At 35.2% G+C, this 13,674-nt stretch carries 10 protein-coding genes; 1 reads left to right on the top strand and 9 read right to left on the bottom strand.

All coding sequences use genetic code 11. From position 1 onward, the window contains the following. Positions 1-255: 255 nt before the first annotated feature. Both NTX22_09235 and NTX22_09230 read right to left on the bottom strand, forming a co-directional pair. Positions 256-2,172, bottom strand: coding sequence for a DEAD/DEAH box helicase (locus NTX22_09235; GenBank protein ID MCX6150693.1), 1,917 nt, complete (start codon positions 2,170-2,172; stop codon positions 256-258). 30 nt (positions 2,173-2,202) lie between these two features. Further along, positions 2,203-4,011 carry a hypothetical protein gene (locus NTX22_09230; GenBank protein MCX6150692.1) on the bottom strand — a complete coding sequence of 603 codons (1,809 nt, stop codon included), beginning with the start codon at positions 4,009-4,011 and terminating at the stop codon, positions 2,203-2,205. Between the two features lie 349 nt (positions 4,012-4,360). Between NTX22_09230 and NTX22_09225 the strand changes: the two genes are divergently transcribed. Further along, the gene (locus NTX22_09225) at positions 4,361-6,244 is read left to right on the top strand and encodes an ABC-F family ATP-binding cassette domain-containing protein (protein ID MCX6150691.1); all 1,884 of its coding nucleotides are present in this window, start codon (positions 4,361-4,363) and stop codon (positions 6,242-6,244) included. Positions 6,245-6,331: 87 nt separating this feature from the next. Here the strand turns inward: NTX22_09225 and NTX22_09220 are convergent, their stop codons facing one another. The 7 genes from NTX22_09220 to NTX22_09190 all read right to left on the bottom strand — a co-directional run bounded on the left by NTX22_09220 (position 6,332) and on the right by NTX22_09190 (position 13,586). Further along, entirely contained in the window at positions 6,332-7,219 is an 888-nt protein-coding gene (locus tag NTX22_09220) for a prohibitin family protein (protein MCX6150690.1), read from the bottom strand. Positions 7,220-7,455: 236 nt separating this feature from the next. Then, the gene (dapD, locus tag NTX22_09215; protein ID MCX6150689.1) at positions 7,456-8,154 is read right to left on the bottom strand and encodes a 2,3,4,5-tetrahydropyridine-2,6-dicarboxylate N-acetyltransferase; all 699 of its coding nucleotides are present in this window, start codon (positions 8,152-8,154) and stop codon (positions 7,456-7,458) included. Positions 8,155-8,323: 169 nt separating this feature from the next. After that, the gene (locus tag NTX22_09210) at positions 8,324-8,986 is read right to left on the bottom strand and encodes a hypothetical protein (protein MCX6150688.1); all 663 of its coding nucleotides are present in this window, start codon (positions 8,984-8,986) and stop codon (positions 8,324-8,326) included. 10 nt (positions 8,987-8,996) lie between these two features. Beyond that, entirely contained in the window at positions 8,997-9,878 is an 882-nt protein-coding gene (dapA, locus tag NTX22_09205) for a 4-hydroxy-tetrahydrodipicolinate synthase (GenBank protein MCX6150687.1), read from the bottom strand. A 114-nt stretch (positions 9,879-9,992) separates the two neighbouring features. After that, entirely contained in the window at positions 9,993-11,270 is a 1,278-nt protein-coding gene (locus tag NTX22_09200) for an adenosylhomocysteinase (protein ID MCX6150686.1), read from the bottom strand. Positions 11,271-11,370: 100 nt separating this feature from the next. Then, complete coding sequence (gene metK / locus NTX22_09195) at positions 11,371-12,513, bottom strand: methionine adenosyltransferase (GenBank protein MCX6150685.1); 1,143 nt, start codon at positions 12,511-12,513, stop codon at positions 11,371-11,373. 95 nt (positions 12,514-12,608) lie between these two features. After that, on the bottom strand, positions 12,609-13,586 hold the full coding sequence (locus NTX22_09190; GenBank protein ID MCX6150684.1) for a sugar phosphate nucleotidyltransferase: 978 nt from the start codon (positions 13,584-13,586) through the stop codon (positions 12,609-12,611). Between the last annotated feature and the right edge of the window lie 88 nt (positions 13,587-13,674).

Here is a 13,674-nt window from a genome sequence, read left to right as displayed (position 1 = left end):
CAACAGCATTGCGAGCTAAATTGTATCTTACTGCAAATCGTGCAGCTTTTAATCAACTGGAAAATCTCAAAGTTTCTTTCGCTATGAAATTCTAAAAAATATAACTATACGCATCGGGTTGCGTAAGGTGAGTTAATAATTATTAGCTGGAATTTTAACCCAGCTAAACTTTTATTTAGAATTAAAACCGGTACGTTTCGGTATGATTAAGTATCCAAACTTAAAAACATGAGTTTTTCAATTTCTATAAATAATTTATCTGAACCGCTTTTTTTCTCTAAGTGGTTTTTCTGATCCGAATGATTTTCCAGATCCAGATGGTTTTTCTGATCTTGGAGACCTTTCTGATCTTGTATATTTATCTGGCTTTGAAAAACTATCAGATCTGGGAGACCTCTCGGTTCTTGGAGATCTGTCTGAACTTGGTGTTCTCTCGGTTCTTGAAGTTCGTTCTGGTCTTTGAGCTCCATCTCTTTTTTCAAATCTTTCTCGGTGGAAAGGTTTTCTATCTCCCACTCTTGGTTTTCTTTCTTTCCAGGATTCACTACGTCCTTCACTCTTTCTTGCCGCGGCAACTTCAACCGATATCTGACGGTTCCTCAGTTTTTTATTCTCAAAGGATTTCAAAATTGCATCGGCATAATTGCTGTCAACTTCAAAGAAAGAAAAATTCTGAAGAATTTCTATGGCACCAATTTCAATATTTCTTTTTCCTGTAAACTCGCTAATCATATCCATAAGAGTAACAGGTCTAAGCTCATCGGTTCTACCCAGATTTATAAAGAATCGGGTAAAACCAGCGTCGGTAGTTCTGCTTCTGCCGGATCTTTTTTCATCAAGCGGAATATTCAAATCAGGTGTGTTTTTGTAATAATCAAGGAATCGATTAAACTCCACCGAAACAAATTTCTTAATCAGCTCTTCACGATCAAGCCATTCTAATTTTTTATAAATTTCTGGTAAGTAAGCATCAATGTTGGAATCATCCACCTCAACTTTTTCAATTTTATCCACAAGATAAAAAAGCTGTTTCTCGCAAATATCTTTTCCTAATGGAACCGGAAGATGAGAAAACTTTTTATTCAATTTTTTTTCAATCTGCTGAAGTTTAAACTTCTCTTTAAGATTGGCAATAATAATTGAAATGCCCGCTTTACCGGCTCGTCCCGTTCGCCCGCTTCTATGAGTATATAAATCGAGTTCGTCAGGTAAATTATAATTTATAATGTGAGTAAGATTTTCAACATCAAGTCCGCGTGCTGCAACATCAGTTGCTACTAAAAGTTTAAGATGCTTAATCCGGAATTTATTCATAACTGCATCCCGCTGCTGTTGAGATAAATCGCCATGTAAAGCATCGGCGTTATATCCATCTTGCATTAGTTGATCTGCAACTTCTTGAGTTTCTGCCCGGGTACGGCAAAAAATAATTCCATAAATCTCAGGATTATAATCCGCAATTCGTTTAAGCGCAAGATACCGGTCCTTAGCATGAACCATATAACAAACGTGATGAACATTTTCCGCTCCGGCATTTCGTTTACCAACTGTTATTTCAACTGGCTTGTTCATATAGCGGTTTGCGATTGTAAGAATTTCGGGCGGCATTGTTGCTGAAAAAAGAAGTGTGTTTTTACTTTTAGGAGTTTCTTTTAATATTGATTCAAGATCATCACGGAATCCCATATTAAGCATTTCATCAGCTTCATCAAGAACAACAGTTTTAATTTTGGAAAGATCGATTATATTTCTGTTAATCATATCAAGCAACCTGCCGGGTGTAGCAGAAATTATGTGTGCTCCTCGCCTTATCATTTGGATTTGTCTATCAATGCTGGCACCACCGAACACAGCAGCGATTTTTATTTCACTTTTATATTTAGCATAATTTGCCAGATCATCTGCAATTTGGAGACAAAGTTCACGGGTGGGTGCTAAAATCAAGTACTGAATATTTTTTAATGTGGTATCTGTTTTTTGAATTATAGGTAAACCGAAAGCCGCAGTTTTACCGGTACCTGTCTGTGCAAGCGCAACTATATCATCACACTTTGGCTGCATTAAATACGGGATTACTTTTTCCTGAATCGGCATCGGAATTTCAAATCCTAATTCTTTAATTGCTTTTAAGATCTTTTCATCTAACCCCATTTCGTCGAATGTGTTTATCATATTTCTCTGTATTATTATTAAAAACTAATGTTATTGAGCAATCACAAAAGAATAAGATAGAAGTTTTTGCTCAAGCGCTTCTAAATCCTCATTCATTCTCTGTTTAACTTTTTCGGTTTCTTCAATTATTTCCGGAATTAATTTTTTATAATAGTTAATTCCTTCCAACAGGTTTTTGCTGAATAAATTCAATAGTGCTTCTGCTTTTATAGAAATTGGTTTTATATTTTCTTCCGCTTTTTTTATCAAGTAATCAATATTGATGGATAATTCTTTTATGAACATATTTGGTCTGTCCGGTTCAGTAATCAAATCAATTCTTCCGTAAATATGATCAACCATTTCCTTTAGTCCGGTTATTTTAGAAAAGTACGCGAGGTTCGGTCCAGGGCATACTGCAACAGCCTGACTTTGTTTAGGCGTTTCAATTCCATTTACAATTAGTGCAGAAGCTGTCAATCCTTCACACAAACAAACTTTATCAATTACCTTATCAAATTCTTTCTGGAATTCATCAGGTTCTGTAAACTTCTCTTTTAAGTCATTTATTTTTTTATTAACGTAAGTAATCGAAGCTATGCAGAGCGCTTTTTCAGAAAACTCTTTATTTGATTGCAGAAATTTTTTAGGACAGGGGCTTCCGGGTTTTCCGTTTTTCACTCTTTCAATTTTTTCAAGATCTTTACCATTTCCACGCAAACTATTAAATGGAACACCCAATGGTGAAACATCACTTAAATAAAAATCTTTTTCGCCTGCAACGCTAAGTTTTTGCAAAGTATCTTCATCTACGTTCATAACCTCTGGAACTAACAAGAACGGGCTCCCCCAGCCAACTGATTTTACCGGATAATGACGAAGCAGAAATTCCTGTTCAGAGGATTTCCCAACTCCGCCCTGAACGGTAATGCTAAAATCCAGTTTGGAAGAATCGAAAGTAATTTGTTTTTGTTCAAGCGCCAGTAGATATAAATCCCGGGCTGAATTAAACAATTCCTCTTTTCTATTTTTAAATTCTTCAAGGATAGGTCCTAACAACATCCCATCTGTTGCAAATGCATGTCCACCGCAGTTTAAACCGGATTCAACCCGATACTCTGAAACCCAAAGCCCTTTTTTAGCTAAAAATTTACCTTGGATATTTGCCGAACGAAAATCACTTACTTTAATAATTATTTTCTTTTTAAAACTACCGTCAGGAAGCGGATAGAAATCTTTAAATGTTTCCATATAACTGAATAACCGTGGGCTCATTCCAGCAGAGAAAACTATTGAACTTTCCAATTCACTTAAAGCAAAACCTCTTAAAGCCGCATGAGCATCATTGAATTCAGAGGAAAGTGCTATGCCCTCTGGTGTATAATTTGTGTTATCAACTTTGGTCATAATGTTAACATCAATTGATCCATGCGTAATATTTTCGCGCAGCCAGTTTTGCAGCTTTTGTATAACAGTCTCATCTTTAGAGATAATCATTTCATTATACTTTGCTTTAAGTCCGGAAAAATCCGGGAGCATATCAAAGTATTTGCTTATTTCGCTGCCGACTATAAAAGCTGAATTCTTTAATGATTCAAACTGATCTTTAACCATTTGATTTACCATATTAAGGTATGCGGTAATTCTGTGTGCTCTCGAATCTGAATCTTTATCAGTGATTGGTATATATTGCTTATTAAGCTTGGTTAAATAATGCTTTCGCAATTTTTCCATCAAAGTATCATCAACCAAAGACATAACAGAAGAAATACCATACTTTGATACTTTAAGCGGTGCATCAACAGAAAAGCCAACACCAAGTACCGGTATATGAAATTTATGGTCATTTATTTTATTCATTACGTTACCAAAGTTTAAAAACATACAGAATGCAAATTCTTATTCGTGCGGAAATAATTCAGGCTAGAATAGTTAAAACCACATTATGATGGTTTTATATCTTTTTAGAAGAATTACGTGGTAATAATAAATCTGCTCAATAAATTCTTTAATTACTGGTATAAAGGTACAAAAAATATTTGAAAATAGTCCATCCTATTATTTTTTCGCAAGAAAGCCTTTAACGACCTAAATACTAACTAATATAAGTTAAATCCAAATATCGTTTGTTGAAATCCAGTATATTACACACTGGAATTTTTCTGTAGTTTTCCATCAATGTTGTTTCTTAAAAATAAATCTGACTTTTATGGCTAATAATATAAATCCTGTAATTTTAACTGCATTGGAACTGGAAGTTCGTTTCGGTGAGCAAGTTGTTCTTGATAAAGCTTCACTAACTATCCACGAACAAGACCGGATTGGGTTGGTTGGTAGAAATGGTGCTGGCAAATCTACCTTCTTAAAAATCGTATCTGGATTACTAATCCCTGATTCCGGTAAAATTGCAAAGAGAAAAGATTTGATGGTCGGATTCCTTTCCCAGGAGTTTACCCTGGACGAATCTAAAAATGTTTACGAAAATATTTTAGATGGCGCTTTGCATATATTAAATCTAATTGAAGAATATGAAATAACACCGTTTGATTCACCAAACAAGCACATTCTGGAAGAAAAGATTTTACAGGCAGATGGATGGACGCTTGACAAACGGATTGATATTCTTATCAAATCTTTAAATGCTCCTGAACGTGAAAGAAATATAACCACTTTATCCGGTGGAGAAAAAAGAAGAGTTGCTTTGTGCCGCGCATTAATAGCAAATCCTGATTTATTAATTCTTGATGAACCAACGAACCATCTTGATGTAAATTCGATTGAGTGGATAGAAAATTTTTTAGCTGAATACAAAGGCACCTGCATTTTTGTAACTCACGATCGTTATTTCCTGGATAGAATAGCAAACAGAATTGTAGAATTATCATCCGGGATTTTCTTTTCCCACAACGGAAATTATACTGATTACCTGATAAATAAAACTGAACGAAAAGCAATTAAAGAAGCTGAGGAAAGAAAGCGGCAAAATTTCCTACGACGAGAGCTTGACTGGGTTATGCGAGGACCACGCGCCCGTAGAACCAAAGCTAAAAGCCGGTTGGATAAATATAATGAAGTTGCGGAACAGGAAAATTCTGTAGTAGAATTAGATGTTGATCTAATCATTCCCACACCGGAAAAGTTAGGGAATAAAGTTATTGAGCTAAAAGATGTTGGCATTAGGCTTGGCGAAAAAAATCTTTTTGAACATTTCAATTTCAATTTTGAAGCCGGAGGAAAACTTGGAGTGGTTGGAAAGAATGGAGTTGGCAAAACAACTCTGTTAAAAATCATTCTGGGGAATTTAAAACCAACAACGGGAAAAATTGAATTAGGAGAGAGAACTGAATTTAATTATATCGATCAGGCACGCCTGCTTTTAAACGATGAAGATACAGTTATTCAAGCCATTGGCGAAGGCAGCGACTTCATTAAGTTTGGAAAACTTCAATTAAGCATCTGGACATATCTGAAAAGATTCCTTTTTACTGATGACAGAATTAATACATTAGTTGGAAGACTTTCCGGAGGTGAAAAGAGCCGGTTAACACTTGCCAGAATTTTAAAGAACGGCGGCAACTTTCTTCTTCTTGATGAACCCACCAACGATCTCGATCTTCCAACATTACGGATACTTGAGGAAGCGCTAATAGCTTTTGAAGGCTGTGTTGTAGTTGTAAGCCACGACAGATATTTTTTGAACCGTGTATGTAACGGAATTCTTGCATTGGAAGGGAATGGGGATATTTATTACAGCGAGGGCGATTATGATTATTACATTGAAAAAAGAAAATTGCAGGTTGTAAAGAATGACGCAGTTGGACAAATAGTCAAAAAAGAAGATTCGCGGGTTAAAATAAAAACCAAAAAGTTAAGCTGGAAAGAAAACAAAGAACTTGAAATGATTGAAGATGATATTGTAAATGCCGAGGCAGAAATAGAAAGAATTGAAGGAATTTTTTCTTCACGAGATTTTTATGAAAAATACGCAGTACAAACAAACGAACTTAATAAGCAATTGGAAGATGCAAAAGAAAGAGTTCAGCAGCTTTATAATAGATGGGAAGAACTGGAAAAAATAAAGAACGGGATTTAATCTTTCTTTAAAACTCCATCCGACATATTTTAGAAATGTCTCTGTGGCAGATAATCCAATCACAGAGACACAAATAATTCACAAATTTTATCTACCGCTTAATCCAGGAAGCTGTAAAATCATATTGTTCCCTGCCGCGCCACTGTACACCGAAGGAACACTTCCATTCCATTTGTTCAAAGCTTTTTCATTTATTTCAAGTCTTCTCCATTCAATCAACTGGGTGGAGATAGACGAAGTTAACAACCGATTTGCTTCGGCGGCACCCTTTGCCCGTGTAATTTGTTGTTGTGCTTCAGCTTCAGTTTGTCGTAAAACATTTTCCGCCCTAATTGCATTTTGAGTTGCTTCTATCTTTGCATTCAATGCGTTAATAACATTTTCTGGGATTCTTAACGCACCAACAAATCCAAACTGCTCTATTTTTATTCCATAAGTCTGGATATTAGCATTTACCCTTTCTTTAACTTTTGTTAAAAAGACTTCCTTTTTGATTCCATATAACTCTTCCACTGTATAATTAACAGCTTCTTCGTTAAAAGCATCGCGGGTAAGGTTACGCATAATACCATGTGTAAAATGCTCAAGATTATCCTGGCGGAATTTTACATAGAAATTAGGAACCAGCTTTTCATCCAGTTGATAAGATAAATTGACATCGGCAGTAATTACTAAACCTTCTTTTGAGTTGAATGTTATCTCCTCATTTGTTGCTTTTCCTTCCTCAGTACTGCGGGTCCAAATTGCCGTTTGGACAAACACCGGGTAGGTTACTATGTTTGTAATCATCGGATTGTAAAAAACCATCCCGGTTCTTAATGCGTAGCTCTGAACTCCCTTATTTCCTCCATAAAGATCAACTTCAATACCTGCATAACCAGGATCAATTCTTTTTGTGCAAACCATAAATAATATCACCAGAAAAACCACAATTACAACTGGCAAAAATTTGATTAACATTTTTTTAGGATTCATTTTTTCCTTGTTCAATTTTGTTTAAAAAAGAATTTAATGGGCAGGTAAACTTCCACAAATAAATGATTGAATCCTAATGGAGAAGCGTTCCAAAAACAATGTAATTTAAATTGGTCATCAATTCTATAAATGAATTAGGAATTGATAAGAGATGAATTTTTACCAGCCTGATTAAATTGATAAAATTAGTGCATCTGCAAACAGATAATTATTTAAAACAAATTGTTAAAACTGATTTACAATTTTCTTAGTTCATCCATCAATTGAGTTTTGCTTCTTGTCTTGTCATCAACCTTCTTAATCATTTTTGCTGGTACACCAGCCATAACGCTGTACGGTTCTACATCTTTAACAACAACAGACCCAGCCGCAATAACAGCACCTTTACCAACTTTAACTCCTTCCAGCACAACAGCGTTTGCTCCAATCAGAACATCATCTTCAATTATAACCGGATCGGCGCTCGGCGGCTCTATTACTCCAGCTAAAACTGCTCCAGCACCAATGTGGCAGTTTTTTCCAACAATTGCTCTTCCACCAACAACGACATTCATATCAATCATTGTTCTTTCGCCAATCACTGCACCGATATTTAAAACTGCTCCCATCATAATTACACAATTATCACCGATTTCAACTAAATCTCTTATCACCGCACCTGGTTCAATTCGGCAATTATATTTTGTAATATCCGCAAGCGGGATGGCAGAATTTCTTCTGTCGACTTCCGTATGATGATCAGAAATATAATTTTTATTTATTTCAAGGAAATCAATAAACTGAGAATATTCACAGAAGAGAATTCCGAAATCATTTCCACCAAAGAATTTATAATCAGAAAAATCAATTTTGGATAAATCTCCTTTCAGATAAACTTTTACCGGAGTTTTTTTTGTTGAGTTAGCGATATAGCTGATTATTTCATATGAATCCATTGTAATCTCCTAAAGCCTTACTCTCACGAGATGATCAAAGGTATTTATTATTTCTTCTATGTCATTCCCACGAAAGTGGGAATCTATTTTTTGAAATTATGGATTCTCGTTTACACGGGAATGACAAAGAAACCTTAAACTTATAGACAACCTCAGAATAAAGTTAAAATTATTTATTGAATATTACATCTGTAAAGTTGTACAATCCATTTTTCTTTTGAAGAACAAACTCAGCAGCTTTTAAAATTCCTTCTGCAAAAGTTCTTCTGGAAGTTGCACTGTGCTTTATCGATAGCACTTCACCTAAGCCACCGAAATGAACTGTATGATCACCCGGAACATTACCGAGCCGGAGTGAGGATACATTTATTTCTTTTCCATCAAAAATATTTTTTATCATTTTGGCTGTACCGGAAGGTTTATCTTTTTTAAACCGGTGATGAGTTTCTTCAATCTCAACATCCCAATCAGGAATTTTTTCTTTTGCAATTGAAACAAGTTTAAAAAGTATTTGAATGCCGATAGAATAATTATAGCTCTGAACCACCGGAACTAAATCACTGATTTTTTTCAGAATATCTAATTGTTCATTTGATAAAGCTGTTGTAGCAATAACAAGCGGAACGTTAAATTCCTCTGTGTATGAAATAGTTTTTGCAAATACTTCAGGAAGTGAACAATCAATTAAAACCTGAGGTTTATCAATTCTCTTTTCACCATCAAGACTATATGAAAAAACCAGGTGGTGCCCCAACTCAGAAAAAACAGATTGAACTTCCGTTCCTAATCTTCCAGTCGATCCAAGTAATCCATATTTAAAATTGTTTTCCATATTGCACCAATTAGTTATTCGGTTTATATTTTTCCATTTCTTCCTGCAGAATCATTTTTGTTTTCTCCAATACCGGCTCGAGTGGAAGACGCAAAATATTTTTGCAGTATCCAAGTTCGCTCATAACAAATTTAATTGGGCTTGGATTTGTTTCAACAAACAACAGGTTCATCATCCGTAAATATTTATTGCTAAACGCTTGCGCTTGTTTATAATCTCCTTGTATTATTGCATCACTTAGTTTCTTTGCTTCAGCAGGATAAGCATTAGAAAAAACAGAAATTACGCCAGCTCCTCCCATTGCCATAATTGGTAATGTTTGGTCATCATTTCCGGAGTAAACTTTAAACGAATCAGGTTTAATAGAAAAGAGGTGTGCAATCTGTGAAATATTTCCGCTCGCTTCTTTAATTGAAGTAATGTTGCTGCATTGTTCATGAATCTTAACTGCAGTTTCTGGCAATAGATTCATTCCAGTACGGGATGGAACATTGTAAAGCATAATTGGCAGATTGGTTCTTTCAGAAATATATTTATAATGAGTTAGTAAACTTTCCTGCGTACCTTTGTTGTAATATGGATTCACGATCAGTAATCCATCTACGTTAAATTTTTCGGCGGTTTTATTCAGTTCAACAGCATTTCGTGTATCGTTTGTTCCGGTTCCAACTATAACTTTAGTTTTTCCATTTACTTCTTCAACAACTGTAGAAATAATTTTTTCTCTTTCTATAAGATCAATAACCGGTGCTTCACCTGTTGTTCCAAGAACAATTATTGCGTCAATTCCGCTTTCAACTTGAAAGTTGACGATCTTACGGAGTGATACGTAATCAACATTATAGTTTTCATCAAATGGTGTTATTATAGCAGTTCCTACACCAGTAAACATTTTCTTTCCTCCCTAATTACTTTAAAGATACATTTATAAAAACTTTTTTTCTATTAATAAAAAAAAATCCCATCTTGCGGAGGGGATTTTTATTTTTTCTTTTTTGGCTAGTTATTATGTCCCCGCCGAGTAATCGTCCATATATTTTTTCTGTTCATTAGAAAGTTTATCAATTTTGAATCCCATGGTTGAAAGTTTTACAGTGGCAATTTCCTGATCCTGTTCTACGGGAATATCGTAAACATCGGCATCCAGAAGAGCACCCTGCTTATCTAAATTAACCAATCTTAATTGAGACATAAACTGATTAGCAAAAGACATATCCATAACTTCAGATGGATGACCTTCTGCGGCAGCAAGGTTTACCAACCTACCTTGAGCTAAAAGATAAATCTTCTTGCCATTTTTAAGAGTATATTCTTCGTTGTTTGCACGGACAGTTCTCTTTGATTTGGAAACTGCATCTAATTCTTTAATATTAATTTCGCAGTCGTAATGTCCGGTATTACAAATTATTGCACCTTCTTTCATTTTTTCGAAATGACGTTTTACAATTACATCCTTAACTCCGGTAGCAGTAATAAAAATATCGCCAACCTTTGCTGCTTCATCCATTGTTAAAACAGAATAACCTTCGAGAGTTGCTTTAAGAGCCGCGGTTGGTTTAACTTCCGTAACGATTACATTTGCACCTAAACCTTTTGCTCTTGCTGCACAACCTTTACCGCAATGTCCGTAACCTGCAACTACAAAATTCTTACCAGCAATCAAAACAGATGTGGCTCTAAGAATACCATCAATAGAAGATTGACCTGTTCCATAAACGTTATCAAAATCCCATTTGGTTTCTGCATCATTAACTGCAATAACCGGGTAAAGTAGTTTTTTATCAGCAGCCATAGCACGCAAGCGATGAACGCCTGTGGTAGTTTCTTCAGTTCCGCCAATAATATTTTTTACCAGGTCGCGATATTTATTGTGAACAGTAAAAATTAGATCCGCTCCATCATCAAGAGTTAGATTTGGTTTCATATCAAGCGTTCTTTCGATACACCAATAGAATTCTTTTACGCTCATTCCATGCCATGCATAAATTTCAATTCCATTTTTAGCCAAAGCTGCAGCAATTTCATCTTGAGTTGAAAGCGGGTTACAACCGCTCCAACTTACTTTTGCACCGGCAATTGCTAATGTTTCAATCAACACAGCGGTTTCCTTTGTTACGTGTAGACAGCCGGCAATCTTATAACCTTTTAGCGGTTTAGTCTTCCGGTATTTTTCTCTCAACGCCATCATTACTGGCATTCTCGATTCCGCCCATTCAATCTTCATTCTGCCATCTGCAGCAAGTTTTAAATTCCGAACTTTGTATTTACCAGGTTTGTAATCCATTCAATTCTCCAATTCTTTTATTTACTAAACTTTTTTCTATTTTAAATTCAACAATTTTACTATATGGAATTACTGTTTAATGTTTTTAGCAATTTAATAACTAAGCATATTTCTTAAACAGAGGAACCAATTCCAATTTTTCCCAGGTGAAATCTTTATCGCTTCTACCAAAGTGGCCGTATGCTGCTGTTTTTTGGTAAATTGGTTTTCTAAGTTTCAATCGCTCTATAATTCCTTTGGGAGTAAGATCAACTTCTTTCATAATCATTTTAGAAATTTCTTTATCCGGAATAACTCCTGTGCCGTTTGTCCGGACAAACACAGAAACCGGTTGTGCAATACCAATTGCATACGCAACCTGAACTAAACACTCTGTTGCTAATTTTGCGGCAACAACATTTTTTGCAATGTGTCTTGCTGCGTAAGTAGCACTCCTATCAACTTTAGAAGGATCTTTACCAGAGAATGCACCGCCACCATGTGGAGCCCATCCGCCATAGGTATCAACAATAATTTTTCGACCGGTTAACCCGCTATCACCATGCGGTCCGCCAATTTCAAATCTACCTGTTGGATTAACAAAGTACTTTGTTTTTTTATCAAGAAATTCTGCGGGAATAATTTTTTTAATTACATATTCAATGCAGTCTTCTTTAATTCTTTTTTGGCTTGCATCACCATCGTGCTGAGTTGAAATTACAACAGTATCAACTCTTTTTACAACATTGTTGTCATCATATTCAATTGTAACCTGGGATTTTGCATCGGGTCTTAGGTAAGACATTGTTCCATCTTTAGCTCTTCTAATATCGGCTAATTTTTTAACTAATTTATGCGCATACATAATTGGCATCGGCATTAATTCCGGAGTTTGTGTACAAGCATAACCGAACATAATTCCCTGGTCGCCGGCACCACCTTTATCAACTCCCATTGCAATATCCGGAGATTGTGAATGAATGGCATTTAGAACTGAGCAGGATTCCGAATCGAATTTATAATCTGCTGAAGTATATCCAATTTTTTCCACTGTCTTTCTTGCAACATCCTGGATATCCACATAAGCTTTGGTTGTAATTTCACCGCCGACTAAAACCAATCCAGTTGTTACGAATGTTTCGCAGGCAACACGAGCATAAGGATCTTGTGCATAAATTGCATCCAGAACTCCATCCGAAATTTGATCTGCAACTTTATCCGGATGTCCTTCGGATACTGATTCTGATGTGAAGAGATATGACATTTGTCTATTCCTATATTTGTTTCTAATTCTGATTTAAAACCAAGGCGCAGGCTGAAGATTTGATTTTTATTCTAACACCTTTGTTTCTGCTTAACTTAAAAAAATTCTATTTCTGATGAATCCCCGGCATTTAACCTTTTATAATTGCCTTTTACAATTGAAGAATTTCCAATAATAGAATCTTCGAGCATGGCTTTTTCAACATGTGAATTGTCGCCTAAGATCGAATTCCTGATAATACTATCAATTATTACACAACCTTCAGAAATTGTTGTAAAGGGTCCGATGACAGAATTTTTTACAATTGCGCTCGGTGCAATATAAACAGGACTGTTAATTACTACTCCTTTCAAATCTGTATGTGTACTATCCTGATTTAATATATGCTGATTAGTTGAAAGTAATGTTTCAGGTTTTCCGCAATCGAACCAACCATCTACAGGAAAAGTTGTTATCTTTTCACCTGCATCAAGCATAAGTTGTAAAGCATCCGTTAATTGTAATTCATCTTTTGTTCTAATATCTCTTTTAATAAGATCTTCTAATGATTTAACAAGCTTGTCTGCATTTGAAATATAATACAATCCAACAAGTGCAAGTTTAGAAATTGGTTGCTTCGGTTTTTCTACAAGTTTTATTATAAAGCCATTTTCTACAACAGCAACTCCAAATCTGCTCGGATCTTCAACTGTTTTTACACCCAATGCAGTTTGTTTATTTTTAAATACATCAGTAATGTTAACATCAAAAACAGTATCGCCAAGAATTATAAAAATTTCCTTATCATCAAAAGTAGGAACAGCCATATAAATAGCGTGTCCCAAACCCTGCATTTCTTTCTGCTCCACAAAATCCGCTTGAAGTTCAGGATAAGTTTTTATAATAAATTCTTTAACCATTTCTCCTAAATGACCAATAACAAAAGTAGCTTTCTGAATACCTTCGTGAAGAAGTTTTTCAATTATATGTCCTAAAATTGGTTTTCCACCAACATTAAGAAGCACTTTGGGAATTGAATAAGTATGAGGTTTTAATCTGCTTCCAAATCCCGCAACAGGTATTATTGCCCGCAATAAACTATCCGTGATTATGTAAAAAATTTTGAGGTAAAACTACTAAAAAGGGTTGTGAATATCAAACCAGATAAAACGATAAGTAGAT

The sequence above is a fragment of the Ignavibacteriales bacterium genome, from assembly GCA_026390815.1.
GTDB lineage: Bacteria > Bacteroidota > Ignavibacteria > Ignavibacteriales > SURF-24 > JAPLFH01.
The sequence above is the reverse complement of the archived record's forward strand: the minus strand, read 5'-3'. Positions and strand labels throughout refer to the sequence as shown.